The organism is Vibrio atlanticus, assembly GCF_024347315.1.
GTDB lineage: Bacteria > Pseudomonadota > Gammaproteobacteria > Enterobacterales > Vibrionaceae > Vibrio > Vibrio atlanticus.
In genome coordinates this window covers 296,175-320,344 of the sequence record NZ_AP025460.1, presented here as the reverse complement: position 1 = coordinate 320,344, position 24,170 = coordinate 296,175, and the positions used below count along the sequence as shown (strand labels likewise).

31 protein-coding genes are annotated in these 24,170 nt (G+C 44.3%); 23 read left to right on the top strand and 8 right to left on the bottom strand.

Features of this window, described 5'->3' with window-relative positions; translation table 11 throughout:
* The first annotated feature begins 154 nt into the window (after nt 1-154).
* From OCV30_RS01615 to OCV30_RS01605, 3 genes are read left to right on the top strand one after another with little or no spacing between them, the layout of a single operon-like run.
* Nucleotides 155-397 (top strand): hypothetical protein, encoded by a 243-nt coding sequence (locus tag OCV30_RS01615; RefSeq protein ID WP_065679523.1) that lies wholly within the window; start codon nt 155-157, stop codon nt 395-397.
* Nucleotides 394-930 (top strand): lysozyme, encoded by a 537-nt coding sequence (locus OCV30_RS01610; RefSeq protein ID WP_065679522.1) that lies wholly within the window; start codon nt 394-396, stop codon nt 928-930. Before OCV30_RS01615 ends, OCV30_RS01610 begins: the two co-directional genes overlap by 4 nt.
* Nucleotides 931-932: 2 nt before the next feature.
* Entirely contained in the window at nt 933-1,454 is a 522-nt protein-coding gene (locus tag OCV30_RS01605; RefSeq protein WP_065679521.1) for a hypothetical protein, read from the top strand.
* Between the two features lie 24 nt (nt 1,455-1,478).
* Here the strand turns inward: OCV30_RS01605 and OCV30_RS01600 are convergent, their stop codons facing one another.
* Together OCV30_RS01600 and OCV30_RS01595 are read right to left on the bottom strand one after the other, a co-directional pair.
* The gene (locus tag OCV30_RS01600) at nt 1,479-2,447 is read right to left on the bottom strand and encodes a phage portal protein (protein ID WP_065679520.1); all 969 of its coding nucleotides are present in this window, start codon (nt 2,445-2,447) and stop codon (nt 1,479-1,481) included.
* Nucleotides 2,448-2,468: 21 nt separating this feature from the next.
* Nucleotides 2,469-4,220 (bottom strand): terminase large subunit domain-containing protein, encoded by a 1,752-nt coding sequence (locus tag OCV30_RS01595; RefSeq protein WP_065679519.1) that lies wholly within the window; start codon nt 4,218-4,220, stop codon nt 2,469-2,471.
* Nucleotides 4,221-4,354: 134 nt separating this feature from the next.
* Between OCV30_RS01595 and OCV30_RS01590 the strand changes: the two genes are divergently transcribed.
* The 12 genes from OCV30_RS01590 to OCV30_RS01540 all read left to right on the top strand — a co-directional run bounded on the left by OCV30_RS01590 (nt 4,355) and on the right by OCV30_RS01540 (nt 12,784).
* Nucleotides 4,355-5,182 carry a GPO family capsid scaffolding protein gene (locus tag OCV30_RS01590; RefSeq protein ID WP_065679518.1) on the top strand — a complete coding sequence of 276 codons (828 nt, stop codon included), beginning with the start codon at nt 4,355-4,357 and terminating at the stop codon, nt 5,180-5,182.
* A 47-nt stretch (nt 5,183-5,229) separates the two neighbouring features.
* A complete protein-coding gene (locus OCV30_RS01585) occupies nt 5,230-6,264 on the top strand; it encodes a phage major capsid protein, P2 family (RefSeq protein WP_065679517.1) in 1,035 nt (344 codons plus the stop codon).
* A 121-nt stretch (nt 6,265-6,385) separates the two neighbouring features.
* Entirely contained in the window at nt 6,386-6,835 is a 450-nt protein-coding gene (locus tag OCV30_RS01580) for a head completion/stabilization protein (RefSeq protein WP_065679516.1), read from the top strand.
* A complete protein-coding gene (locus OCV30_RS01575; protein ID WP_065679515.1) occupies nt 6,835-7,299 on the top strand; it encodes a phage tail protein in 465 nt (154 codons plus the stop codon). The genes OCV30_RS01580 and OCV30_RS01575 overlap by 1 nt, the downstream gene beginning before the upstream one ends.
* Nucleotides 7,296-7,835, top strand: coding sequence for a phage virion morphogenesis family protein (locus OCV30_RS01570; protein WP_065679514.1), 540 nt, complete (start codon nt 7,296-7,298; stop codon nt 7,833-7,835). Before OCV30_RS01575 ends, OCV30_RS01570 begins: the two co-directional genes overlap by 4 nt.
* Nucleotides 7,835-8,050, top strand: coding sequence for a DUF2635 domain-containing protein (locus OCV30_RS01565; protein WP_065679513.1), 216 nt, complete (start codon nt 7,835-7,837; stop codon nt 8,048-8,050). The genes OCV30_RS01570 and OCV30_RS01565 overlap by 1 nt, the downstream gene beginning before the upstream one ends.
* Nucleotides 8,050-9,186 carry a phage tail sheath subtilisin-like domain-containing protein gene (locus tag OCV30_RS01560; protein WP_065679512.1) on the top strand — a complete coding sequence of 379 codons (1,137 nt, stop codon included), beginning with the start codon at nt 8,050-8,052 and terminating at the stop codon, nt 9,184-9,186. Before OCV30_RS01565 ends, OCV30_RS01560 begins: the two co-directional genes overlap by 1 nt.
* Before the next feature lie 3 nt (nt 9,187-9,189).
* The gene (locus OCV30_RS01555; protein WP_065679511.1) at nt 9,190-9,555 is read left to right on the top strand and encodes a phage tail tube protein; all 366 of its coding nucleotides are present in this window, start codon (nt 9,190-9,192) and stop codon (nt 9,553-9,555) included.
* A gap of 11 nt (nt 9,556-9,566) precedes the next feature.
* Nucleotides 9,567-10,310 (top strand): phage terminase small subunit, encoded by a 744-nt coding sequence (gene gpM, locus OCV30_RS01550; protein WP_083994613.1) that lies wholly within the window; start codon nt 9,567-9,569, stop codon nt 10,308-10,310.
* Nucleotides 10,294-10,563, top strand: coding sequence for a phage tail assembly protein (locus OCV30_RS01545; protein ID WP_065679510.1), 270 nt, complete (start codon nt 10,294-10,296; stop codon nt 10,561-10,563). The genes gpM and OCV30_RS01545 overlap by 17 nt, the downstream gene beginning before the upstream one ends.
* Nucleotides 10,509-10,706: a GpE family phage tail protein gene (locus OCV30_RS22930; protein ID WP_306345587.1), complete on the top strand. Its 198-nt coding sequence runs from the start codon at nt 10,509-10,511 to the stop codon at nt 10,704-10,706. Before OCV30_RS01545 ends, OCV30_RS22930 begins: the two co-directional genes overlap by 55 nt.
* A 35-nt stretch (nt 10,707-10,741) precedes the next feature.
* The gene (locus OCV30_RS01540; RefSeq protein ID WP_209439701.1) at nt 10,742-12,784 is read left to right on the top strand and encodes a phage tail tape measure protein; all 2,043 of its coding nucleotides are present in this window, start codon (nt 10,742-10,744) and stop codon (nt 12,782-12,784) included.
* A 44-nt stretch (nt 12,785-12,828) separates the two neighbouring features.
* Here the strand turns inward: OCV30_RS01540 and OCV30_RS01535 are convergent, their stop codons facing one another.
* A complete protein-coding gene (locus OCV30_RS01535) occupies nt 12,829-13,374 on the bottom strand; it encodes a type III toxin-antitoxin system ToxN/AbiQ family toxin (protein WP_065679509.1) in 546 nt (181 codons plus the stop codon).
* A 477-nt stretch (nt 13,375-13,851) separates the two neighbouring features.
* On the opposite strand from OCV30_RS01535, the gene OCV30_RS01530 reads away from it, so the two are divergent.
* The 5 genes from OCV30_RS01530 to OCV30_RS01510 all read left to right on the top strand — a co-directional run bounded on the left by OCV30_RS01530 (nt 13,852) and on the right by OCV30_RS01510 (nt 17,453).
* Entirely contained in the window at nt 13,852-14,595 is a 744-nt protein-coding gene (locus tag OCV30_RS01530) for a KilA-N domain-containing protein (protein WP_244499043.1), read from the top strand.
* Nucleotides 14,596-15,030: 435 nt separating this feature from the next.
* Nucleotides 15,031-15,321: a tyrosine-type recombinase/integrase gene (locus OCV30_RS01525; RefSeq protein ID WP_306345586.1), complete on the top strand. Its 291-nt coding sequence runs from the start codon at nt 15,031-15,033 to the stop codon at nt 15,319-15,321.
* Nucleotides 15,322-15,486: 165 nt separating this feature from the next.
* Complete coding sequence (locus tag OCV30_RS01520) at nt 15,487-16,596, top strand: hypothetical protein (protein WP_065679507.1); 1,110 nt, start codon at nt 15,487-15,489, stop codon at nt 16,594-16,596.
* 13 nt (nt 16,597-16,609) lie between these two features.
* On the top strand, nt 16,610-16,930 hold the full coding sequence (locus OCV30_RS01515) for an STAS-like domain-containing protein (protein WP_065679506.1): 321 nt from the start codon (nt 16,610-16,612) through the stop codon (nt 16,928-16,930).
* Nucleotides 16,923-17,453 carry a hypothetical protein gene (locus tag OCV30_RS01510; protein WP_065679505.1) on the top strand — a complete coding sequence of 177 codons (531 nt, stop codon included), beginning with the start codon at nt 16,923-16,925 and terminating at the stop codon, nt 17,451-17,453. The genes OCV30_RS01515 and OCV30_RS01510 overlap by 8 nt, the downstream gene beginning before the upstream one ends.
* A gap of 31 nt (nt 17,454-17,484) precedes the next feature.
* Here OCV30_RS01510 and OCV30_RS01505 read toward each other — a convergent pair whose 3' ends face one another.
* Together OCV30_RS01505 and OCV30_RS01500 are read right to left on the bottom strand one after the other, a co-directional pair.
* Nucleotides 17,485-17,652: a hypothetical protein gene (locus tag OCV30_RS01505; protein WP_167351957.1), complete on the bottom strand. Its 168-nt coding sequence runs from the start codon at nt 17,650-17,652 to the stop codon at nt 17,485-17,487.
* Entirely contained in the window at nt 17,652-17,876 is a 225-nt protein-coding gene (locus tag OCV30_RS01500; protein WP_065679504.1) for a hypothetical protein, read from the bottom strand. Before OCV30_RS01500 ends, OCV30_RS01505 begins: the two co-directional genes overlap by 1 nt.
* A gap of 182 nt (nt 17,877-18,058) precedes the next feature.
* Here OCV30_RS01500 and zur point away from each other — a divergent pair, with 182 nt between their 5' ends.
* Both zur and OCV30_RS01490 read left to right on the top strand, forming a co-directional pair.
* Nucleotides 18,059-18,514: a zinc uptake transcriptional repressor Zur gene (gene zur, locus OCV30_RS01495; protein WP_012603115.1), complete on the top strand. Its 456-nt coding sequence runs from the start codon at nt 18,059-18,061 to the stop codon at nt 18,512-18,514.
* Nucleotides 18,515-18,531: 17 nt separating this feature from the next.
* Nucleotides 18,532-18,993, top strand: coding sequence for a chemotaxis protein CheX (locus OCV30_RS01490; protein WP_009847897.1), 462 nt, complete (start codon nt 18,532-18,534; stop codon nt 18,991-18,993).
* A 302-nt stretch (nt 18,994-19,295) separates the two neighbouring features.
* On the opposite strand, the gene pgi is transcribed toward OCV30_RS01490, so the two are convergent.
* Complete coding sequence (pgi, locus tag OCV30_RS01485) at nt 19,296-20,948, bottom strand: glucose-6-phosphate isomerase (protein ID WP_065679503.1); 1,653 nt, start codon at nt 20,946-20,948, stop codon at nt 19,296-19,298.
* A 326-nt stretch (nt 20,949-21,274) separates the two neighbouring features.
* Between pgi and OCV30_RS01480 the strand changes: the two genes are divergently transcribed.
* Nucleotides 21,275-21,700 (top strand): secondary thiamine-phosphate synthase enzyme YjbQ, encoded by a 426-nt coding sequence (locus tag OCV30_RS01480; RefSeq protein WP_012603114.1) that lies wholly within the window; start codon nt 21,275-21,277, stop codon nt 21,698-21,700.
* Between the two features lie 112 nt (nt 21,701-21,812).
* Here OCV30_RS01480 and OCV30_RS01475 read toward each other — a convergent pair whose 3' ends face one another.
* The gene (locus OCV30_RS01475) at nt 21,813-23,018 is read right to left on the bottom strand and encodes a BamA/TamA family outer membrane protein (protein WP_065679557.1); all 1,206 of its coding nucleotides are present in this window, start codon (nt 23,016-23,018) and stop codon (nt 21,813-21,815) included.
* Nucleotides 23,019-23,084: 66 nt separating this feature from the next.
* On the bottom strand, nt 23,085-24,170 hold the full coding sequence (gene alr, locus OCV30_RS01470) for an alanine racemase (RefSeq protein ID WP_141678293.1): 1,086 nt from the start codon (nt 24,168-24,170) through the stop codon (nt 23,085-23,087).

The following is a 24,170-nucleotide window of genomic DNA, read 5'->3' as shown; positions in this document are numbered from 1 at the left end:
CCCTATTTAAACCCAGCCACTGCGCTGGGTTTTCTCTTTCTTGCCTTCTGAACTTCTATATCTCGACACTAGAAATGCCATAAGTCCCCTTTAAAACTCAACTAGATACACTGTTTATGGGGGAACTAATTAACTAGCCATAAGAGAGAAATCAATGAATGAATCAGAGGCAAAGGCACTAGTCGTATCGCTACTAGATGTCACTGGCCTAAAGAAAATCTTAGCTTCCATTAGTGCAACCCTAATCAGTTTTGGCGTGAATGACGTACTCCAAGTGTTGTCTGTTGCGGTCGGTATTGGCGCTGGCATCATGGCGATTCGTCACTACGCGATTGCAACCAAACTCAGCCAAGCGCAGTTAGACAAATTGAACTCACAAAAAGAGGGTTCAGCATGAGCCTAAAAACCAAAGCAATACAGGCGGTGGTGTGTTCTGTGGCTTCCGTTCTTGCCATTGTCTTTACTATTGATTCAAAGCTAATAATCAGTGAGAACGGCCTTAGCCATGTAGCGAATGAAGAAGGCTGTAGGCTGAAGCCCTACCAATGCAGTGCTGATGTTTGGACTGCAGGGTTAGGTCATACGCAGGGCGTAACGGAAAACACCAAACTCACATTGCAGAAAGCCGCTGAGCTATTCGTTAAAGATATTGCTGCCGCTGAGCGTGTCGTCAATAAACACATAACCCAAACGCCAAGCCAAGGTGAATACGACATGATGGTGAGTTTTGTCTTTAACCTTGGTGCAGGTAACTTCACACGCTCCACCTTATTGAAGAAGTTTAACCAAGGTGATCATCAAGGCGCTTGTAACGAATACCCAAGGTGGGTGTTTGTGAATGGTAAAGACTGCCGACTCAATCAAAGTAACTGTGCCGGTATTCCTAAACGACGAGCAACAGAACAACACGTCTGTTTGAATGGGTGGTGATTATGTTGACCCAATATCTAACTCTATTTAAAGCCATTGCCTTTGCTTCCGTTCTTAGCGGTGTCGCTTATTGTTCTTATGACTACGGCGTAACAACTACCGAAGCCAAAGCACTCAAAGCGCAAAACGTACTCTGGGGAAAAATAGAGCAGAAACAAGATGAGGCTTTTCAACTAGCCGTAAAACTCGCTAACCAAAAGCCTGATATTCGTATTGAATTTCGAGAGATTGAAAAAGAGGTGATCAAGTATGCCCAAAAGAACAATGATAAGCAGTGCGTTGTTAATGATCCTGACTGGATGCACATCCGCGCCCAATCAGTGCGAGCGCATAATCGAGCAATCGGTATTCAGCACACCACCACCGTCCCTGATGGTGCCACCAAAACCGCTACAGGTTACGAGCGAGACGCCGAAGTCTTAGCGGAAGATGTAGCGAACCTGCAAACCTGTGCTGAAAATGCTCAAAAGCTCTTATCGCTACAAACTTGGATAAGAGCACAACTGCAACACTCACTGCAGTAAAGACGAATCTGTCTATACTCGATACTAAGCCGCATCCAAACGTTTATATTCTTTAGGGGTAATAACCTGTTGCCCCACAACATCATTCAACTCTTGCATCATATCAATCAACGGTAGCAGCTCATTCTTGTGGAACAGCCAATCCACCTTATTCAAATCCAGTGACGTAATGCTCTCGCGTCGAATGCTCATCAACTCGATTGGCACACGGTGAACCGAAAGCACCTCGTTCATGGTCTGATTCTTCACATCACGGTAAGAATCTTTCGCTTCAACTTGCCCAATAGGCTTTAGTTCAGGGGGTTTGGTGTCTTTACCTCTGGCATTCACAAACAAGTTTTTAAACGCCATGCCTTCTTGAGCTTGCAGCTGCTTCTTGATCTCATCCTCTTGTTTATCACTCATCGAAGGCTCGTTCATATACAGCAAATAACCTGCATGGTTACCGTTACGGTAATACTGACGACGAAACAAGGTAGCATCATCGTTCAGCCAAATAGACGTCAAAGAGCTAATGTGGCTCGGCAAACCATACAGTTCTTGAGCAACGTCATAGTCACCCAAATAGAACACTTGGTTATGTTTGTAGTCGATACGGCCATCATCATCGTAAGCTCTTGGCTTATACGACCAACCCAAGTCTTCACGTCTACGCATGTAAAGTGTCGGTAAATGCTTGAGCTTAACGACTTCGCCTAAACCTCTATAATCTCGAATCACCTGCAGGTGAGCACCACCAAAAGTGAGGTAGTCTTGAATAAAACGTTTTGCATCTTGGCGTGAAAGCAATCCACTCAACGCAATGGCATGCATTAACGTATTGCGCTTAAACTCAATCGCACTCGAATGCATCGGGTTGGTGCGCAGCGCTTTGGCTAGCGTATCTAAGGCGATCGGTGGTTCGTATAAACCATCAACCAACGCCACTTCTAAATAACTGAGAATGTCGCTGTTCATCACGCTCACGGGTTTAGAAAATTCAATCTCTATCACTTGGTCTCTCCAAAAATTAGGCTAGAAGAACTCGACAGTGGTGTCGGTGTCGTTATTAATATCAATCGGCTCCCAACGCAGAACGTGCATAGACGCCCAGGCTAAATCCGCATGAGAGCCAATTTTGCTGCGGTTGGAAGTAAAGGTAATTTGGTTACTTACTTTGGTGGTTTGCTGGCGAATCATTAAGAACGAGTGAACGAGGTCATCCCACTCCGCTTCAAACTGTAAGCGGCCACTGTTAATGATTTCTCGTGATTTGTACGCCATCAATCGTTTCACTTCGGGTGAGTAATCCAACTCAACCAAAGCGGGATAAAACTTGCGAACAAGCTCTGCAACCGCAGAGCCTACGCCACTGGTATCCATCGCCATGTACACCACATTGTATTTATCGGTAATGCTGCGAATCGTGTCAGCCTGTTGCTCATAGCTAGAACCTTTAAGGCGCACTCGCTCAATCAGTCGGAACACACCACCTTTGCGCTTAGGCTTTAACGCCACCACAAGGCCTGCATCATCCGAGCTTTCACCCGTTCCGCCACCTCTTGGGTCATAACCGACCAAAACCTCTGCATTGCCCACTGGCCTTACTTTGTCGTGGTCGACATCTTTCCACAATGACGTATCGGCCTTACAGGCCAGTAATGCTTTCAATGAGAAGAACGAAGCGCTGTCATCCAAAAACTTACAACGCAGCAGGTTGTCGAAAATCTCTTTAACCGGATACTTACGCTTAAGCTTATCCATGTTGAAGAAGGTCGCGCCCTTCTTAATCGCATCATCAACCGTGATCATTTGACGGAAGATAAAATCAACACCTAAAGCACCGGCTTTAAGTGCCTTGTGGCTGATATCAATACCGTGCTCTTTCTTGCCTTGCCATTTCGGGTAGGCTTCATGTGCCATGGTGGAAGGTGTTGAAATGTAAGTGGTGCGAAACTGCGCCTGAATCGACATACCGCCTGCATAATCATCCAATTCAGCAAAGCGAGGGATCCAAAACACTTCATCCCAATACATGTGGCCGTTAAAGCCTTGAGAGGTCGCAACATTGGTCGACATAAAACCAAGCTTTGCGCCGTTGCTTAACTCGATGTCGTCCTTACCTTTAAGGTCAACTTCGCCAATCTCTAGCGCAAATTTACGAATGTAGTTTTTGAAGATATACGACTGCTTTTTCGACGCAGAGATAAACACCTGGTTGTCGCCAGTCAGCACCGCATCTTCAAACGCTTCAAAGGCAAAATAGAACGTAAGACCAATCTGACGCGACTTAAGATAAAAGCGAGTTTCATTGATCTCATCGTTTTGTTTATGGCCGTGAATTTCCTTTTGGTATTCGAAAAAGGTTTTCTCGCGATACTCATCCAACATCTCTTTGGTGATGTGGGAAACATCGTTCTTCACCTTATTCGACTTACGCCCACGCTTTTGCTCACCATCACTTCGGCCAGCTGGTCGGTTGCGTCTTTGCTCAGCTTCATCACGCTTGAATTGCTGTTCGAGTAACATCTTGAGCTCACGCTCTTGGCTCTCAAGCTTTTCGTCAACCCACATCAAGTAAGCAATGCGCTGTCTCATCATTAATTCGACGGGCGCGTCATCCCTCAGCGTCTTCCAATCAAACTGAGTTATCCATTTTTGAACCGTGCGTGTGGCTACGCTAACCGCTTCTGCAATTTCAGCAGGCTTACGTTGGCGTAAAAACAGTCCCAAAGCTTTCGTTTGGTCGGCGGTATATAGCGGTTCGCTAACAACATTATTTTCCATGTTTGCATAGTGCTACAGCGCTTGTGATTACTCAGCTTGAACGATTTCTATATCAAGCGTTTAGAACTAGGACAAATACAAAAAGGCGGAGGCATTGGGTAAATTGGAATCATCGAATTTAGGAGAGTTTAGGCATGTTCCAATCAGAGCTAATTTGTATTTTACAGGCAGGAGCAACCATTGATGGTCGAGTCATTGATCAAAAAATCATTGATGAGATTGCAGAAACTTACAACCCAGAAGTCTATACAGCTCGAATCAATGCAGACCATTACCCGTGGAGCAACAAGTATGGCTCAGTCCTATCTGTAGAAAAGAAAGATGACAAGCTATTCGCAGTACTGAAACCAAACTCAATGCTTTTACGTATGGCTGAGCAAGGCCAGCTTTTACATACCTCATGTGAGTTCTATGAAAAGTTTGCAGACACAGGGAAAGCCTACCTGACTGGATTGGCCCTGACTGATGAGCCTGCATCGTTAGGTACGACACAGATTCAATTGTCGGCTAGCAGCAAAGATAAAGCGTGTGTCCCAACGAGCTTTCAAATCACCTTGGAACAACTCTCTAAAAGCACCGAGGAAGAAGCCTCGATGTTCAATACATTTAAACGCTGGCTTAAGGGCGAAAGTGAACTTGAGCAGCTCTCACAACAACAGGAAGAAGACGACATGAGTAAAGAACTTGAAGAGCTACTCAAGCAAAGCATTGAGCAAGGCAAAGAGAATCAGCAGCAACTAAGCCAGTTAAGTGAGCAAGTTGAAAAGCTCAACACCAATGGTCAGCCGCAAGAACCTGAAGTCGAAGAAGGTGCTGAAGTGACTGAGCTGAAAGGTCAAGTCGAGACTCTTTCGTCACAGGTAGAAAGCCTAACAGGTCAAATCGAAAAGCTCAGCAAGCTAACCGATGAAGAACAGCGCCAGTTAGCGGGCGAAGGTGATGACGACAATACTTATTTATAAGTGTTGATACGTCCTCAATCCATAACGTTTTAGATTAGGTAATAGACATGCAACAGCATACAAAAACAAAACTCAGCGCTTACGTGAAAGCGGTAGCCGCTCAAAACGATGTTGATGATGCAACAGAGAAATTCAACGTTACCCCTAATGGTACTCAGCGCATTATCGCGGCTATCCGTGAAAGCAACTGGTTCCTCAAAAAAATCAACATCATTTCGGTGAAAAACCAAAAAGGTGAATCCATTGGCCTTGGTGTGACAGGCATGATTGCCAGCCGTACCGATACTTCAGGTGCAGGCAAGCGTAAACCTAAAGATCACTCAAGCATGGGGGCAATGCCTTACATGTGTGAGCAAGTGAACTTTGATACTGCACTACGTTACGCAAAAGTAGATGCATGGGCGCATCATAAAAACTTCAACACCTTGCTAAGTAAAGCGACTCGCGAACAGATTGATGCGAACAAAATTACTATCGGTTGGTATGGCGAAAGCGTTGCTGATAACACCGATGCAAGCGCGAACCCGAACGGTGAAGACGTAAACAAAGGTTGGTTCCAAGCCATGCGTGACCACAACGCAACGCGACTTATCAAACAAGGTAAGAACGTAGGTGAAGTGCGTATTGGCCAAGGTGGTGATTTCATCAACCTAGACCTAGCCGTACTTGAAACGAAAAACCTACTGCATGACGCGTGTGAAAACGATTCAAACCTTGTGGCCATCATCGGTTCTGATCTGCTTGCTTACGACAAAGCCAAATTCTACGAAGCACACGGCAACACGCCAAGCGAGAAAGGCAAAATCCAAGAGCTGCAAGTCATCGGTACTTATGGCGGTTTGCCTGCTGTAAAAGTACCAGGCTTCCCTTCTACGGGCATCATGGTCACCAGTTACGACAACCTGTCCATCTACATTCAAGAAGGTTCTATTCGCCGCTCTACAGGCAAGAAGAACGATGAAAAAGACCAGATTGAAAACTTTGAGTCGATGAACATGGCTTACGTGATTGAAGAGCTAGGCAAAGTCGCCGCGATCGAATTCAAAAACGTGAAGCTTTGGATTAACAATGCCTGGCATTAAGCCAAGCACTAAAAACTAACACCCCCTCAATGCAGGCTCTATTGCTATTTCAGGTGCGCTTTGGTGCTAACTGTTATTCGCGATTGTCGGCCTGCATTCCCTAACCCAACAAGGATAAATCATGGAATTTGTCGGCAACAAAAACAAAACGTATCAATCTCAGTTGCCAGCAACGGGCAAATACCCAGTACTGAACATTTCAGAGTTTCAGTCTCTGTACCATTTCCAAAGTAATGAGACAGAGGCAGGCATTCTGCATCACGCGAAGGTGTCACGCATCAAAGTGCATTCTGAGCTTAAAGACACCTTAGTGCCTTTTGCTAGTTTGACGGCGTTATCCCAAAAGCGCTTTGGTGATGACGACTCAGCCGAAACCCTTTACAAACAGGCCGTGTTAGCACTGACCGCCGCGCAACTGATTAGCGTGCAAATGAGTGGTGACGCCACCGCCGAAGCCGCTGACAGACAAGAAGCGCTCACCAGTAAGAAAGAAGAGTGCGAAGTGCAGTATCGCCAAGCGGTAGACATATTAATTCACGCAGAAGAAACCTACTGCTTCGAGAGAGTGTAATGAAAGCACTGCAAAGCTTAACGGACTTATTCAAAAGCCATGTGACAGACGCGGCCAAAATGGATGTGTGGGCAGAGGATGGCGCTTTATTTTGTGGACAAGGTGTTTTTGTCGATGGGTTTGAAATTGAATACACCGCCATCGTTTTCTTGCAAAGCGCCAAGTTAGAGCCGCAAGTTTTGTTTATGCATTTAGTCAGCTGGCTTAATAAGTTCGACCCAGAGCGAGCAGAAAAAGGCTTACCCATGCCGACGTTCGCGCTAGAGCCTCTCGATAAAGGTGCGTTTGATCTCAAGCTGAAAATTGATATTCGTGAAGAGTTCGACCTTCAAGAAAGCGCGCAAGGAAATTGGAAGCAAGGCGATACCCGTTATGAATGTGTTAGTGGTTTTGAAGCGCGAGCCGATGAAGACCAACTCGGTGAATTGGTCCACTTTGTCGGCCACTTAGATGATTTGCCATGAGTGAATTAACACTCGCGACGCCTGAGAAATTGACTCAAGTTGTGGAAAGTTTAGTGCTTACGGCCAGTGATAAGTTTGAGCTAAATAAACGAATGGCCAACCGAGCACGGCAGTTCTTTCGTCAGCAAATTCGCGCTCAGCGAGATATAGACAATAACCCGTACCAAGGCCGAACGCGGCGAAAGACAACCCAACTATGGGATGGCACTCAAGCGCAGAACACCGTTAACAATAAAAACATGTTGCTCGGTTTTGGTAAGGCATTAAGAACTCACGTAACAGAAGATAGCTTTGAGATTGGTCTAAAAGGCGTCGCGGGGCGCGTCGGCCAAGAGCACAACCAAGGCTCTCAAGTGTCATTCACGACTCGCGTAAATGGCCACTACAACAGCAAAACAGGTCAATGGACAGGCGGCGTGAGAACCAAACGCAATTATCAAATGCCCAAACGAACCTTCATTGGTTGGACACCTGCTCTAGAGCGAGAGCTACTCGCCATGGCAGCGGAACACTTTGCACTAGAGGATGCAGCGTAATGGATAAACAAGTAGAGAAACCCAAAGTACCCACCTTCAAGATTAAGCCCGCCACTAAAGGCTTAATCGTGAAAGACCCAATTACCCGAGAGCCACTGAAAGCAGCAGGTGAAGAAAAGCCTCGCAACGCTTACTGGCTACGTCGACTCGCTGAAGAAAGTGTCGTGGATATCGACAAAACAGCCAAGCCCACAGCCAAGAAGGAAACTAAATAATGAGTATTAGTTTTGCTGAAGTACCAAGCACCGCTCGCGTTCCCGGTGTCTATATTGAAATTGATAATAGCCTGGCAAACAGCGCAGAAGACTTGCAAGTTGTTTTGGCGATCGGTAATGCGGTCAGTGGTGCAAAGGTCGCTCACAATAAAGTCACGCTTTGTATGGATGAGACAAAAGCGGCAGACTCGTTTGGTGCGAGTAGCGACATCGTGGAAATGATCACCTACTTCCGTAAGCAAGATAAAACCATGCCAATTTACGCGATCAGCGTGGGTAGCGGTGATATCGCAAGTGCATTGGCGGCGCTAGGTGACACGCAATACCACCACATCATGTGCTCATTGAATGACGACACTACCATTCGCGAATTGGGTACCTTTCTTGAAAACCGTTATACAGCATTAGAGCAAGTGCCAGGTATTGCGTATCTACCGAAGAAAGGCACCCACGCCGAGCTAGTGACCTTTTCAGCAAAGAGCAACTGCCCGTTAATCAACTTCCTGCCAATCAACAACTTTGGTGACTCTAAAGACCAAGCGTTATCAGATGCAAAAGCCATTGGTGCGTGGGTAGGTCAAATCGCCCCGTCATTGGCCATCGACCCTTGCAGGCCGCTACAAACACTCAAGTTAAACGGTGTTTACTCACTGGCAACGCAAGAGTGGGATTGGGCTGAACGCAACCTCTTTTTGTATGAAGGCTTGAGTACCTACACGGTGAACTCAGCGAATGAAGTGTTAATTGAACGTGCCGTGACGGCTTACACCGAAAACGCAGCTGGCGTAACAGACAACAGTTACCTCGATGTCATGACACCTGCAACCGCCATGTACTTCCGTCAGAAACAGCGCTCGTTGATCTTAAGTACCTACCCTCGTCATAAAGTTGCGAAAGACGGTACCAAATTCGCCAAAGGTCAGCCGATTGTCACGCCGACCATGATCAAGGGCAAGCTGTTGACCTTGTATCGAGATCTGGAATACCAAGGCATCGTGCAAGATTTCGATGGCTACAAAAAGTCGCTCATTGTCGAGCTTGATAAAACCAACAAGCAGCGCGTCAACTACCAAGATTCACCGCAGTTCGTGAACGGTTTGATTATCGTTGCAGGCAAAATTCAATTTAGGAAGTAAGTCATGGGAACAAAAATTACTAGCCGTGCCGTCCTTAACGCAGGCTCATTGGGTCGCCTTCCCCTTAAAGAAGGCGCTGAATTTGGTATGGGCAACATGAAGCGCGAAACCGTCATGGGTGACGATGGCCCTTTGGGTTTCTCTGAACAATTCTCAGATGCGCCTTTCATCAAGTGCACCATCATTCACGCTCAAGACACCGATGAGAAAGCCATTGCTGATTTTGTAGGTGAAGACATCACCTTAGAAACGAACACAAGCCGCGCATACACCTTGAAAGGCGCATGGACAGTCGACCCACTTACCGTAGCGGTAAAAGATGGTCAGCTTGAAGTGGTCTTCAACGGTGACGAACTCATCCCGCAGTAAGGAGCAACACCATGATATCCATACTGATGAAACGAGAGGCTCTGAAGGATAAACCATTAACGGTTGAAACCTTTGAAGCGACCGACAGTGTCGACCTTCTCAACGATGTTGGCGCAATAAGCGAGTCAGCCTTGAGCCAATCCGTTCGCACTGCTTTTGCTGATAAGCCTTGGGAAGAAACACAGAACGTGTTTAAGCAAGACCAAAGCCGCTTGCGTACCTTGTCTGGCTCGAAAGAGAAAGACCCGTACAAACAAGAACTCATTAACAAGTACCGCCCACTGGTTGAAAAGCTGCTTGAAACCCACAAAGGCGACTACGGCAACCTCGATGTGATGTGGTGCTTTTATATGTGGCACTTCGACCTTGGCAAGTTTGAAGAGATCCACGATGACTTTCGAGCGGCCATTGATGGCGGGTTAGAAACGCCGGCTAATTTCAAAGTGAACGGTCAAACGGGCTTCTGTGATTATGTGTTTAAGTACACGCACAAAGCGCACACTGAAAAGAAAGAGTACAAGCGCGAATACCTGCTCAAAGTCGTAAATGATTTACTGGCGGGTGAGCTTGCTACCAACGCCCCACTCAAAGTGAAGATGTTCCGCCTAGTCGGTAATTGGTACTTCGACGCTGGCGAGAAAGAAAAGGCGCACAACCTGTTTGAGATAGTGATGAAGCTAGATCCAAACAAAGGCGGCGTGAAGAAGAAACTAGAAGCATTACAAAAGGAGCTTGGTTATGACAGCCCAAACTAAAAAAGTACAACTGGCCGTAGCGATTGAACGTGATGGCGCAGAGATAAAAGAGATTGAGCTGCGTAAGCCCAACTCCGGTAATTTACGCGGCCTTAGTTTGGTTGATGTCTGTGAAATGAAATTTGAAGCCGGTGAAGTCTTACTGGCACGCATTTCAAATCTAAATGAACGTGACGTCTTAAATATGCCTGTTGAGAACTGGGCGCCACTACTGACGACCATCGCCTCTTTTTTCGTCAATACGGAACTGTAATTGAGCACGTAGAAGACTATTACGCAGACATAGCCTCTGTATTTCATTGGCCACCAAGCGAAATAGACAAACTCAGCTACAACGACCTCTTGTTGTTCCGAGAGAAAGCCCGGCAAAGAACCGAAACTGAAGAGAGCGAATAAGCTCTCTTTTTTTATATCCGCAAAAGGCAAACGCTATGAAGATGAATTTATCGATTGTTATGGGGATGGTAGATAAAGTATCAGCCAAAGCCAAAAGCATGTCGAAAGAGACAAACCGCTACACGAAGGCCATCCAAAAATCACAAAAAGCTCAAGCTGATGATTCAGCAGCTATGGGAATGATTAACAGCTACAACAACATTAAAAAAATTAAGCAACAAAACAAACTCACCTTACAAGCTGAACAAGAGCAACTGGAAAAGCTGACTAAAAAATCCAAAGCGCTTCAAGCCCCAAGTGCCAAGTTAACCGCTCAAATTGCCAAGCAACAAGCGAAAGTCAGCAAATTAACCACAGAGCAAACTGGATACCAACAGAACCTATCAGAGCTGCGTAAGAACCTGACTAAAACAGGCGTAAAGGTCTATAAGCTCGATAGTGAATATGAGCGGTTGAGCCAAAGCTATAAGAAACATGGCAAAGAAATCACCGCTGTAGAAAAAAAGTATGCTAAGTGGCAGAAAAGGCTCAGCGGTGTTCAAAAGCTCGGTGGGGCAATCAAAATGCCTCAAATTGGCAAGGCCGCGCTTGGTAAAGGAGCGGCATTACTCGGTGGCTTCAGCCTTGCTGGGTTAGTCAGTGAAGTGAACAGCGCTGCAGGTGAAATGGATGCCCTAGCAAAAAAATCAGCCACACTGAAAATGTCTATCAGTGAGCTGCAAGCCATGCGCAAACAAGCTTCACATACAGGTGTAGAAGAAGACACGATGTCATCGGCTATGACTCGATTCACTAAGCGGCTAGGTGTTTTACAAACTACAGGTAGCGGAGCGCTTGGCTCATACCTTAAGAAAAGTGGTAATTCTGCCTTCAAAGATCTAGAAGGAGCTGCAAATACTCAAGAAGCGTATGAGACATTACTGCAGTCATTCTCCAAACTAAAAACCGCTCAAGAACAAATGGCCTTTGCGGATGCTGCGTTTGGGCAAGATGGCCGTCAAATGCTTCTCTTGCTAAGAGAAGGTACTGAAGGGTTGGCGAAATCACGCAAAGAGTTAGCCGAACTAGGAGGCGGAGCTAGCGCCGAAGATGCAGAAAAAGCCGAAGCCTATAATGATGCAATGCAGCGCATTCAAGAAATCTATAAATCTATTAAGTTTGCAGCGCTTGCTCCAATCATGGAAAAAGTCACCAATGCATTCGATGAATTCACTGAGAAATTCAAGGACGCTAAATTTCGAGATGAAACTATCGAGCAAATCACTCAAGCAGTGAAAGGCTTATACAATGGCTTGGAGTTCCTTGGGCGAATGTTGGTCTTCACTGCTAAATACTTTAAAGAAATGATCGCGGTTCTTGCCATTGTCAAAGCTGCGATGATTGCCGTGAATGCAATTATTTTAGGTAATCCTATTGGGTTATTGATAGCAGGCTTCATGGCCGCTGGGGCCGCAATTCTTTATTTAGTCGACCACTTCTATGGCTTAGATAATGTGATGAAAGCAATCGGCAACGGCATTCGCTATTTATGGGGAGAGTTTAAAAAACTCATAAATAAACTGCCAGATTCACTTATTCCCGATGGTTGGAAAATCGATACCGAAGAGGCAGGCCAGTCGGTTGATAGCCTCGCCAACAAAATGAATAAGATTAAAGATAAAAAAGCAAAACTGGGGGTGACCACAGAGCAAACCGATCGTAAGAGAACCGAGGTCACGACACATTCGTACCTGACAGGTGATTTTTCTCAGCCGGAGGTAGCCAATTCAGATCACCTGCTTAATCAATCCTTTGATAGCCTTGCCAACAAAATGGACAAGATTAAAGATAAAAATGCAAAGTTGGGGATCACACCTGAACCAAACGACAGGAAGAGAACAGAGCATACGACACCTTCATACCAAGCGGGTGAGTTACCTATTCAGTCATACCAACCGCTCAAACCTCAGTCCATTAACAACAAGTCAGAAGTGTCACTCACCATAAAATCTCAAGCGCCAGTCGCTATAGATAAAGCTAAAAGTGATAAGGGTATAGATTTGAACTTAGACGTGGGGAATATGGCGACAAGCTTTTAACTCCTAAAAAGAAAGCCCTTGCTAAAAAGTAAGGGCTTGCTGGTTTAAGGTGTGTTTTTGCTAAGTAATGCTGCCAACTGCGATAGAGTTGGGGGCTTAGGTGTAGGTACTTGATATGTCCCCATTGCCGCTTCAAGAGCAGAAAAGTCACAAGAAATATTTGAAAAGTGTTTGTGTTTATCAACAACAACCAATTTGTGAAGTTTCTCAGCTCGTTCAATAATCTTGTCACCATTCTTCTTAATGAACTTAATCTGACGTTGAAGCATGCTGCGATATGGCTCATCTTGTTTTTCAACATCTAACTCAGTGATAACCGCATCCGTAACAGGAATCATGTTATTCAGTTGGAGCATTCCTAATTTATTGCTAAGGACTCCATCCTCATTAATTTTATACACAGAAGGCGAGCTGCTAGAGATGCGATCTTGTTTCTCTTTGTATGATGTTAATGGCGCAAGGTACTTACAGCCATTAACATGTAAAACAATACCCACATACGCACGCTTTTCAGAGTAGTTATTTGGTACCGTTTTATCCGTTTTTTTAAGATGATTAATATAATCATCTGTAACAGTGTAGAAGTTCATCGTGGTTATCCCTAGGCCAAATAGTAAAAAACCCTGCTTAAAAATCACTAAATTAATAGTAAGCTTTAAGCAGGGTCTTTTATGTTTTTCTAGTTCGCACTTAATGGTAGCGACTCACCTATTTTTCTAGTCCGCACTTAATGGTAGCGACTCACCTATTTTTCTAGTCCGCACTTAATGGTAGCGACTCACCTGAGTACCAACATCACAAACAAGTTGATTAGCTGATGTAAGAATTATGCGACAGGTTGTTCTAATTTACAACCCTAGAAGCGCTATAACTTACTTTAAGTTGCTATAAATTGCTTTTTATCGTTGACGCTCCACCCAAAACACCAGTAATCTGTAACTGCACTGGCAAAATCCAGTGTCGAGTTTCGCAGCTCGAAAATACTCAAGGCGCATAGACGCCAGCTTCCTGCTGGTTTTTTTATGTGCGGCTTCGGCACACCTACACATGGTAAATTTGCTAACAATATGAGCAAATTGAACCTCTCCAATGGTGGGCTGGACGAGGCAGCTTCGGCTGGCCGTTTCCTTGAGTACGGTACTGCGAACCTCGTTCAGTTCATCACCATTGATGTCGCAGTTCTTGGTGATGATATAAATTATTACTTAAGGGCTTTTCACATGACGACTCTAACTATCCTTGCAAACGAAATTCGTACCCTTGATGGTATGTACTCGCTTAATGACCTGCATAAAGCCAGTGGAGCTAACTCCACCCATCGACCAAATCAATTTATGCGACTTACTCAAACCAAAGAGCTAATTGATGAGATAACCAGATGCGCAGATCTGCGCATCTCTGAAAACCAAAGCAGTAATTCCTGCTTTGTTTCAAAACAAGGTGGAACAAACAAAGGTACTTGGGTATGCAAAGAACTAGTGTACGCCTACGCCATGTGGATTAGCCCAACCTTCATGCTTAAAGTCATTCGAGCCTTTGACCAACTCGTAAGTACGCCCCAATTGCAAACCACATCAATCGACCAAAACGCCACACTGATTCAAAATGCCAACCGAGCAGCCGAACGCGCCTACCAACTCGAACAAGAAAGACAAAGAGAACTTCAAGAGCTAAACGATATGGTGGCACAACTAGAACGTAGCACCCGAATTGCAAGAAATAAGATAGAAATAGCCATGCAGTCCAACAATAAACAAAACGACAACCTAGCCCACATAGACACAATGCACAGTATGCTTAGGTTGCAATAGCTCGAGTGTAGTCACATATAACTATGAAGTACCAGATACAACAAAACCGCCAAACAAGGCGGTTTTTCGTGTTCTGAGTTAAGGCGTACTCAACAATAAAAAGGTGTACCGAAAGTTAGAAGATCGCCTATGGTACGCCTAAAACAACCCAACCCCTTTATTTACCTGAAAAGTAGATCCAATCCAACATGGGTGCAACGGATAAGCGGTTAGCCGCGTATTTACTGGTATTGTCAGGTTTCATAAAGCGTTACTCAAAATCTATACACTGCATTTATATACAGAAACTCGCTAGTTCTGCCGCAAGCTCACCCACTCACTACGCCTATAGTACGTATTGGTGGAGTGGAACGAAGGCATCTAGCATTAAAAAGAACACTTCAAAGCGGTGAATCACGCTTCACAGTGGACATTGTAGTCAAAAATAATTGAGCGATTATACACAGGGAATCGAAAACATTCAGGAACAAAGACGAACTTATTTTCCCGTACACCTCGCGCCGTGTCAGCACAGGCTTTCATCGAGTACGAAACGAATTAGGTATTGCGGACTTGAGGTACCACGACTTACGAAGAGAGGGTGCAAGTCGATTATTTGAAAAGGGCTACTCCATTGAAGAAGTAGCCCAAGTGACTGGCCATCGTAACTTGAATGTTTTATGGCAGGTTTATACGCAACTTTTCCCTCAGCATTTACATAACAAACGACATAACCACCAAAGCTAAATTTCAAAAAAAGTATATAAACTGCAGAGTTATTTTATATATCAGCCAGTTAGCAAGCGTGCTTATAGTTGACGTTGTAATCGCGCTTTAGAGCAAATACGCTTCCTGATGCTCAGTTATTAGGTGTATATTACGGGCATTAGATAACTATAGAAGAGTTTCACCGTGTCCCTACTACAAAACATAGTTAAAAAAAGAAACTATAGAACCAAGCGGTCAAAGTTAAAAAGAAAAATCAGAAACTCATACCTTGAGTCATGGCGAGTAAAAGAATCTCTAGCGAACAAACTAAGACTTTATAAATTCCCTAAACACAGAATCACTCGTTCTCCGAATACAAAACTTAGTAAGCGTATACCTCTGATAGCGCCCCAATATATTGATTACTATAGCCGTCGAACCTATGAATTAACTAATAAGTTCATAAATGACATTACTGATGCTGCATTCAATGAACAAAGAAAAGTCTTTATTGACTTTTCTCAGACGGAAAAAATATCTGCTGCTGCTATGTTATCTCTTCTAGCTGAGGTCGATGTTCTAATAAAACAGAGCTCACATGGCAGGCATGCAATCTCATTCAACCATCCAAAAGATGAAAAAATCGAATCAATTCTAAAACAAGTCGGCTTTTATGACGTTGTTGGGAAAGAGATACGACAAACAAAAGAATTTGATGATGTAACTTTTTGGCAATACTGTTCAGGTAGTTGTTCTGAACCAATAATTGCAAAACCTATGTTTGATGAGTTATCTAAAACCCTAAAAGGGACACAAGGTAAAAAGCTATACCGTGGTTTCGTAGAAGCAATGTCAAACTCGGTTGAACATGCATACTTAGATGACTCTCAGCATTGCGAAGAAGACAAAACAGCAAAATGGTGGGCTTTCGCTGGCATTCGAGATAAGTCACTAGCAGTTGTTATATGTGATAAAGGTGTTGGGATACCAAATACGCTACCAAAAACACAAGGCGTCTCGCGCCTCAATAATCTACTTGAATCTTTGGGATACAAGCATCACAAAATAACTGATGCTAAATATATTAAAGCCGCAACTAGCCTAACAAAAACTCGAACAGGTGCACGACACAGAGGGAAAGGTTTAACTGATATCAAAGCAGTTATTGACTCTCTAGGTAAAGGTTCATTGTTAATATATTCAAACAAAGGTGAATATCGATACAAGGCGCAAAAGGCCTTAGATGGTGTTATCATGGACTATAAAACCTCCGTTTCGGGAACTATCATCGAATGGACGATTCCCCTTGACTAAGGCAATACAATTAATGAATAAAATAAAAATAGCAGATCGCTATCCTTGCCCTGGCCCTAGGTACATAAGACTAGGTCCAGCATCAGGGCAGGAATTTAGAGAATCTTGGCTAAGAAAAGAACTACAAAAGACAGAACCTCTGACTGTAGACCTTGACGGAACTGTCGGCTATGGCTCTTCATTTTTAGAAGAAGCTTTTGGTGGGTTGATTCGTGAAGACAATCTACCTGAACAGTTAGTATTGAGTATTCAATTCATTTCAACAGAAGAACCTGAGCTGATTGAAGAGATAAAAGAGTACATACAGGAAGCCATCGAAGAAAAAAATGGTTAAACCTACGTTAGTTGTTTTAAGTGATAACACGACAATTACTTTGGATGGTACTGTGCTTTGTAAAATATCTTCGGTTTTATGCTATGAAGATCAATACTTTACTTGGGTATTAGTTTTCTTAGGTTGGGTGATAGCAGGTTTAATAGCATATTGGCAATTCGGACAGTCAGAAAAAGCCAGTAAAAAAGACCGACATAATGAGTGGGTTAAAGACTTTAAAGAAAAAGCAAATGAACTTGAGACTCAAGCCCTTCGCTTCTGGATTAACCCCTCTGACGACGCAGAAAATTTACTGTATTTCACGAATGCTCAGCGTGAGTTGAAAGAGCTAACGACAATCGCACAAGACATTCAAACACTTAGTAATATTGAATACCCTAGAACTCACTTCATAAAGTTACGGAGAGAACTCACGAACGATAGAGCTCTAGTCGATAAGCCACTACCTCCTAGCCACAATAAGATTCAAGAGATCACGACAGTATTTGCCGAATTAAGAAATATTTACACAAGAATAAAGTAGGGGGAATATTTATTCCCTCGACTTACCTTGGTCATGGCCGATAATTACCATGGCCATTTTCTAATTTGGTTAAACGCTCATCCATCTTTTCCATCATCAAGCGCAGCCACTTAACATCGGTTTTTAGTGTAATGCCGACACCAACCCCACTAGATAAAGCACTAACAACCGCAACGATTATTGTTTGATACTCTGCCATTACTTTAACTCATTACGTAGGGTTTCCCATAGGCCAATAATGCCATCAAATTGAACACCGTCTGCCGATACGCTAGTGGCGATAAGTTCTTGATGATCAGAGGTCAAAACCGCTCCTGCACCAGATAACACTAAACCCTTTTTAGCCGATGACAGGCCAATGTCGATTGAGAACTTTCGCCCAATAAGCACATTGTTGCATTTAATGTTTTCAAACTCATTCACCAGATCTCTAATTCAGCTTGATTAATCAGTTATGCCTTGAGTCACACTGTCGTTTTGAGTTACCTTGTCTTATTCAAAGTCGTAGGTCACAATACGCTCTGTACCTGACTTTAATAAAATCAATGTCTCCTCAAACAAGGTTACCTAGCAATAGGGGCTGAATGGGGATGTTTGATTGAACGGTGAAAAATTTGGACCACACATTAATAGAGCAAGTTGAAGGGATATGCGTATCGCGAGGTGTTAGGCTAACACCCCAAAGAAAGCGAGTGTTTGAGCTTATCCTATCTAATAAAAAAGCCTCCAGTGCTTATGAATTATTAGAGCAATTGAAAGTCAGTGAACCGCAAGCCAAGCCTCCTACAGTTTATCGCGCTTTGGATTTTTTGTTAGAGCAAGGGTTCATTCACCGAGTTGAGTCAACGAATAGCTTTATATGCTGCTGCTCTTGCAATGCCAACACGCATTTTTCCCAATTACTGATCTGCGATAAATGTGGCACTGTGATAGAATTACAAGACGATGCGCTTGTCGCCCTACTCGCGAGTAACGCCGAGCAGCATGGATTCAAGTTGACCAACCATGTCATTGAATCACATGGCATTTGCCAAACTTGCTCCTCCGAAATGAAAGAATAAGATTATAGAAGAACATTATGCGCGCTGAATTTGTAAACCCGTTTTTAGCTTCTTTGATGAACGTACTAAAAACGATGGCATCTCTAGAATTAAAGCCTCAGAAACCAAGAGTGAAGAAAGATGAAATCGCTCGTGGTGATGTGTCCGGCCTAATTGGTATGGTTGGTACACAGTCTCGAGGCTCAATGTCGATCACCTTTGATGAAGGGCTTGCTCTAGAAATCATGGAAAACATGCTAGGTGAACGACCAAACGGTTTGAACGAAGAAGTGACCGACATGGTGGGTGAAATCACTAACATGGTAACCGGTGGCGCAAAGCGTATTCTTGCAGAAAGCGGCTTTGACTTCGATATGGCAACGCCAATCGTGGTTTCAGGTAAAGGCCATACTATTCGTCACAAGTGTGAAGGCGCAATCATCATCATGCCTTTCTCATCTCAGTGGGGTAATGCTTTCATCGAGATCTGTTTCGAATAGAGACAATCGACTAAATAAAAAGCGAAAGGCTGACGTACATACGTCAGCCTTTTTTTATTGCCGTAAAATCAACGGACATAAAAAACGCCAACCGAAAGGTTGGCGTTTACAGTTATACCAATCACAGTAAGTAAGTGATCAGAAATAGCGCAGGAAAAAGGCTTGAGAACAAGGCGTAATTTTTTGATAAGTAGTTATTCTACAATCAAAAATTATAACGCAGTTATCGAGCGTTTTAACCAGCTAGGGTGACCAGTTAGTTACTACGATTGGTATCATTACTTGGTGTTACTTAAACAGTCTTAAGCTTTCAGCGCTTTAAATGCGTTGATTAGACCGTTAGTAGAGCTGTCGTGAGACGTTACTTGTGCATCGTCTGCAAGCTCTGGAAGAATTTGGTTTGCTAGTTGCTTACCAAGTTCTACGCCCCATTGGTCGAAGCTGAAGATGTTCCAGATAACGCCTTGAACGAAGATCTTGTGCTCGTACATCGCGATTAGGTTACCTAAAGAGCGAGGGTTGATTTGCTTAACAAGAATAGAGTTCGTTGGGCGGTTACCTTCAAATACTTTGAAAGGTACTAGCTCAGCAACTTCTTCAGCTGTTTTGCCAGCCGCTAGGAATTCAGCTTCTACTGTCTCTTTTGTCTTACCGAAAGCTAGCGCTTCAGTTTGAGCAAAGAAGTTAGACATTAGCTTTTGGTGGTGATCAGATGCTGGGTTGTGGCTGATAGCCGGAGCAATGAAGTCTGATGGGATCAGCTTAGTGCCTTGGTGAATCAGTTGGTAGAACGCGTGCTGACCGTTTGTACCAGGTTCACCCCAGATGATCGGGCCTGTTTGGTATTCTACTGGGTTACCTTCACGGTCAACGAATTTACCGTTAGATTCCATGTTACCTTGCTGGAAGTAAGCAGCAAAACGGTGCATGTATTGATCGTAAGGTAGGATTGCTTCTGACTCTGCGCCGTGGAAGTTGTTGTACCAAATACCAATTAACGCAAGGATCACTGGAATGTTGCTTTCAAATTCCGTTGAAGCAAAGTGGTTATCCATCTCGTGTGCGCCATCGAGTAGCTCAGCGAAGTTATCGAAGCCGATAGATAGTGAGATAGAAAGACCGATCGCTGACCATAGTGAGTAACGACCGCCTACCCAATCCCAGAATTCGAACATGTTGTCAGTATCAATACCAAACTCAGCAACTGAAGCCGCGTTTGTTGATAGTGCTGCGAAGTGCTTAGCAACGTGTGCTGAGTCGCCCGCTTCAGCCAAGAACCAATCACGCGCAGAGTGTGCGTTCGTCATTGTTTCTTGAGTGGTAAATGTCTTAGATGCCACTAGGAACAGTGTTGTTTCTGGGTTAAGAGGCTTAAGTGTCTCAACGATGTGAGTACCGTCTACGTTAGAAACAAAGTGCATGTTTAGGCGAGTTTTGTATGGCGTAAGTGCTTCAGTTACCATGTATGGACCAAGGTCTGAACCGCCGATACCGATGTTGACTACATCAGTGATCTCTTTACCTGTGTAACCTTTCCACTCACCAGAAACGATACGGTGTGTGAACAGTTCCATTTTTGCTAGTACTGCATTCACTGCTGGCATTACGTCTTTGCCATCAACCATTACTGGCTTGTCGCTACGGTTACGTAACGCAGTGTGAAGAACTGAACGACCTTCAGTCTTATTGATTGCATCACCGCCGAACATTGCTTCGATTGCAGACTTAACTTCAGTCTCGTTCGCAAGAGCAAATAGGTGCTGCATCGTTTCAGCGTCGATAAGGTTCTTAGAGTAATCCACTAAGATGTCTGAACCGAAACGAGTAGAAAAGCTCTCGAAACGCTTTGCATCTTGAGCAAATAGCTCTTTCATATCCATATCTTGAGCAGACTCAAAATGTGCAGTTAGAGCTTTCCACGCTTGTGTTTGCGTTGGGTTGATATTTTTCAACATGGTATCTATCCCGATGTTACTGTAGGTTTTATTCTAGACGTCACCAAAGTGATGAATAGAACCCCCGATTAGGCGAAAGTTTATATTTTTCTATGATGACCAAATCGCATCACCACTGAAAGATTCTTTGTAATTTTTTTTCACGACGTATTATGCCGCATATGAAGAGCGGTACCTTGAGATAAATCAGAATTAGATTTCCTGATAGCAGAATCGGTACTGACTCTAGCGCTCACATCATTAAATGTGAGCGAAACCTGATAAATTCAAGTTCAAAAGATAGCGTTAAACCACTTTTTTTCCAAATACATTATAGAGGATGGCGTATGTGGATTCAGAAGACGATACACCTACACGCACAAAAACGTGGATTTCATCTCATCACTGATGAAATTGAACAACAGATATCCGATATCCATTCACTGTCTGTTGGTTTATTACATCTATTCATTCAGCATACCTCTGCTAGCCTTACGCTAAATGAGAACGCAGACCCGACCGTCCGCACTGATATGGAATCACACTTTAATAAGTTTGTGCCCGAACGAGCCCCCTACTACAAGCACACCTACGAAGGTGATGATGATATGCCCGCTCACATTAAAGCATCGACACTTGGCACCAGTGTGACAATTCCGATTACCAATGGTCGTCTAGCATTAGGGACATGGCAGGGCATTTACTTAGGTGAACACCGAGATTGTGGTGGAAGCCGTACCGTTATTGCGACCATTCAAGGTGAGTCACGTTAAGTCATCAACAATGAAATACCGCTTAAACAACATAATGGTAGAAAACAAAAAAGGGTGACACTGTTATGTGTCACCCTTTAAAAATATAAGAGAGTCGGGTTGTAAAATCAGATTAGAAAGGCTGGTTTATCATAACCCTAAAGGTCCCTTCATCACCGCCTCGCGCTAATTCAGCACGTACGACAATGCCTTCAACCTGGAAACGAACTGCGCCGCCTAGGCTCCATTTCATGTCTGTGTGCAGTGTTTTGATATCGTACTCATCAGCAACACGCCCGACTTCAGCAAACGCCACCCACTGCCACCAAGGCAAATCGTAGTAGTTAATCAGTGGGATATCGCCCAGTGGTTGCCAATCAGGAAGCACTCGATATTCCGCAGAGTAGTGAATAGCAGAACGACCGTGGTAACGGCCTCCGGTATAACCTCTTAAGCGATATAAGCCACCGAGTCGAGCTTGCTCTGTTTCCGGTGGACGAGCACAATCTTGCCCTGAACAGTTGCCCCACGTAGGTGTATCAGCGGTATAGACATCAAATGCCACGACTTGTTGGTCGAACAAGTTCCCCAAAGGGCCCAATGCAAAATACTGACTGTTTTGGAATGTCCACTTCAGCCATAAGTCATCGTTAGACCAACTTTCAGCGCCGGTAGTAAACTCAAGATTGGTATGAGACCCCTTGGTTGGGTTGCGTGTGCTATCACGATTATCCCAATCCAACGCCAGACTAAAGCCTGTCGCCTCTTCCGTGTTGTTTAAACCTTCTAGCTCACGTGCCGTATAAAAAGGCGTGAAGATAATCGAACTGACACCCGACTCGACTGGCGAAGCAAAACTCACATCTTTGATTGGCTGAAAAGCCCCTAACAAGCCATGTTCTGCAACATTGCCCCAAGGTAGCAAATACTTGAATTCAAACTGATAGTTCTGTTCTAAGCCATCGGCAATGGTTTTATCATCAATAGATGAATCGTTATCGCCTTGAGAGCCTATGTAATAAGGATTGTCGTTAAAGCGAGCTTGGTACATCTGAGTACTGAACAATACGTTCTCAGACAGTGCGAAGTTAAAGGCTGATAAGAAACCGACGTAACTGTCTTTATCTGAATAAAGCGCCATGCCAAACAGAGCGGCTTGAGGTTGCCAAACACCCTTTGCGACACCAGCAACCCCAAAGGTATTACCCATGGTTTCAGTACTAAAATAGAAAGGAACAAAGGCTGAATCTTTTTCTTCACTCACAGCGGGAGAAGACAAGCTGACACCGAGTAATGCCATTGCAGACATTAACCAGTGTCGAGTCGTTCGTATGAACATCATTTACTTATAGGATCCATAGTTACTTCACATTGAGTTACTTCACATTTAGTTACTTCGCATTAGCTACTTCACGTACTCCATCGCAACACGCGAAGTCAGCTTAGTGACCAGCTCGTAAGCGATAGTGCCAATATGTTCTGCGACTTCTTCTGAAGGTAAATCTTTACCCCATAATGTTGCTTCATCACCGACTTTATCTGCCGCATCAGGGCCAAGGTCAACCGTTAGCATGTCCATTGATACACGTCCGGCGATCGGTACTTTTCGGCCGTTAACGAACACTGGAGTGCCGTTAGGAGCAGTGCGAGGATAACCATCACCATAACCTATCGCGATCACACCAACCTTGGTATCTCGCTCACTGGTCCAGTTACCGCCATAGCCCACACTTTCACCCGCTTTAACATCACGAACGGCTATCAAGTGCGAGGTCAAAGTCATCACAGGAAAAAAACCGAGCTGTTGCGCTGATTTATCAGCAAAAGGAGAAACACCGTAAGAGATAATTCCCGGGCGAACCCAATCAAGATGGCTGTCTGGCCAAGCCAATAGACCCGCAGAAGCAGCAAGTGAACGCTCACCTTCACAACCGTCGGTGAGCGATAAGAAAAGCTCGGTCTGTTCAACGGTGGTTGCTCTATCAAGTTCATCAGCACAACCGAAGTGGCTCATGTAGCGCAGAGGTTTAGCGACATTCGCACATTGATGTAAGCGCTCAACAAAGTTTTGGTATTGCTCAGGACGAGCACCTAGGCGATGCATACCACTGTCGACTTTTAGCCAAACCACAACAGGTGTTTCCAACTCTGCATTCTCTAGCGCGCTTAATTGCTCTTCGCAATGCACTACCGTTTGGATGTTATTGGTCACCAGGATGGGTAAATCGCCCGAAGAGTAAAACCCTTCTAGCAACAAAATAGGTTTAACAATGCCACCAGCACGAAGCTGTAATGCTTCTTCAATACGCGCCACACCAAAAGCATCAGAGCTTTTTGAATGCTTGGCAATATGCAGTAAGCCATGTCCGTAGCCATTGGCTTTCACAACAGACATTACCTTGCAATGAGGAGCCTTCGACTTTATCTGGTTCAGGTTATGTTCAAGCGCGTTTAAGTCAATACTCGCCGTCGCTGCTTTCATGTAAGTCAT

Coding starts and splice junctions, on each gene's coding strand:
- OCV30_RS01615 (WP_065679523.1), top strand. CDS start 155: ATGAATGAATCAGAGGCAAAGGCACTAGTCGTATCGCTACTAGATGTC.
- OCV30_RS01610 (WP_065679522.1), top strand. CDS start 394: ATGAGCCTAAAAACCAAAGCAATACAGGCGGTGGTGTGTTCTGTGGCT.
- OCV30_RS01605 (WP_065679521.1), top strand. CDS start 933: ATGTTGACCCAATATCTAACTCTATTTAAAGCCATTGCCTTTGCTTCC.
- OCV30_RS01595 (WP_065679519.1), bottom strand. CDS start 4,220: ATGGAAAATAATGTTGTTAGCGAACCGCTATATACCGCCGACCAAACG.
- OCV30_RS01590 (WP_065679518.1), top strand. CDS start 4,355: ATGTTCCAATCAGAGCTAATTTGTATTTTACAGGCAGGAGCAACCATT.
- OCV30_RS01585 (WP_065679517.1), top strand. CDS start 5,230: ATGCAACAGCATACAAAAACAAAACTCAGCGCTTACGTGAAAGCGGTA.
- OCV30_RS01580 (WP_065679516.1), top strand. CDS start 6,386: ATGGAATTTGTCGGCAACAAAAACAAAACGTATCAATCTCAGTTGCCA.
- OCV30_RS01575 (WP_065679515.1), top strand. CDS start 6,835: ATGAAAGCACTGCAAAGCTTAACGGACTTATTCAAAAGCCATGTGACA.
- OCV30_RS01570 (WP_065679514.1), top strand. CDS start 7,296: ATGAGTGAATTAACACTCGCGACGCCTGAGAAATTGACTCAAGTTGTG.
- OCV30_RS01565 (WP_065679513.1), top strand. CDS start 7,835: ATGGATAAACAAGTAGAGAAACCCAAAGTACCCACCTTCAAGATTAAG.
- OCV30_RS01560 (WP_065679512.1), top strand. CDS start 8,050: ATGAGTATTAGTTTTGCTGAAGTACCAAGCACCGCTCGCGTTCCCGGT.
- OCV30_RS01555 (WP_065679511.1), top strand. CDS start 9,190: ATGGGAACAAAAATTACTAGCCGTGCCGTCCTTAACGCAGGCTCATTG.
- gpM (WP_083994613.1), top strand. CDS start 9,567: ATGATATCCATACTGATGAAACGAGAGGCTCTGAAGGATAAACCATTA.
- OCV30_RS01545 (WP_065679510.1), top strand. CDS start 10,294: ATGACAGCCCAAACTAAAAAAGTACAACTGGCCGTAGCGATTGAACGT.
- OCV30_RS01540 (WP_209439701.1), top strand. CDS start 10,742: ATGAAGATGAATTTATCGATTGTTATGGGGATGGTAGATAAAGTATCA.
- OCV30_RS01535 (WP_065679509.1), bottom strand. CDS start 13,374: ATGAACTTCTACACTGTTACAGATGATTATATTAATCATCTTAAAAAA.
- OCV30_RS01530 (WP_244499043.1), top strand. CDS start 13,852: ATGAGCAAATTGAACCTCTCCAATGGTGGGCTGGACGAGGCAGCTTCG.
- OCV30_RS01515 (WP_065679506.1), top strand. CDS start 16,610: ATGAATAAAATAAAAATAGCAGATCGCTATCCTTGCCCTGGCCCTAGG.
- OCV30_RS01510 (WP_065679505.1), top strand. CDS start 16,923: ATGGTTAAACCTACGTTAGTTGTTTTAAGTGATAACACGACAATTACT.
- OCV30_RS01505 (WP_167351957.1), bottom strand. CDS start 17,652: ATGGCAGAGTATCAAACAATAATCGTTGCGGTTGTTAGTGCTTTATCT.
- OCV30_RS01490 (WP_009847897.1), top strand. CDS start 18,532: ATGCGCGCTGAATTTGTAAACCCGTTTTTAGCTTCTTTGATGAACGTA.
- pgi (WP_065679503.1), bottom strand. CDS start 20,948: ATGTTGAAAAATATCAACCCAACGCAAACACAAGCGTGGAAAGCTCTA.
- OCV30_RS01480 (WP_012603114.1), top strand. CDS start 21,275: ATGTGGATTCAGAAGACGATACACCTACACGCACAAAAACGTGGATTT.
- OCV30_RS01475 (WP_065679557.1), bottom strand. CDS start 23,018: ATGTTCATACGAACGACTCGACACTGGTTAATGTCTGCAATGGCATTA.
- alr (WP_141678293.1), bottom strand. CDS start 24,170: ATGACTTACATGAAAGCAGCGACGGCGAGTATTGACTTAAACGCGCTT.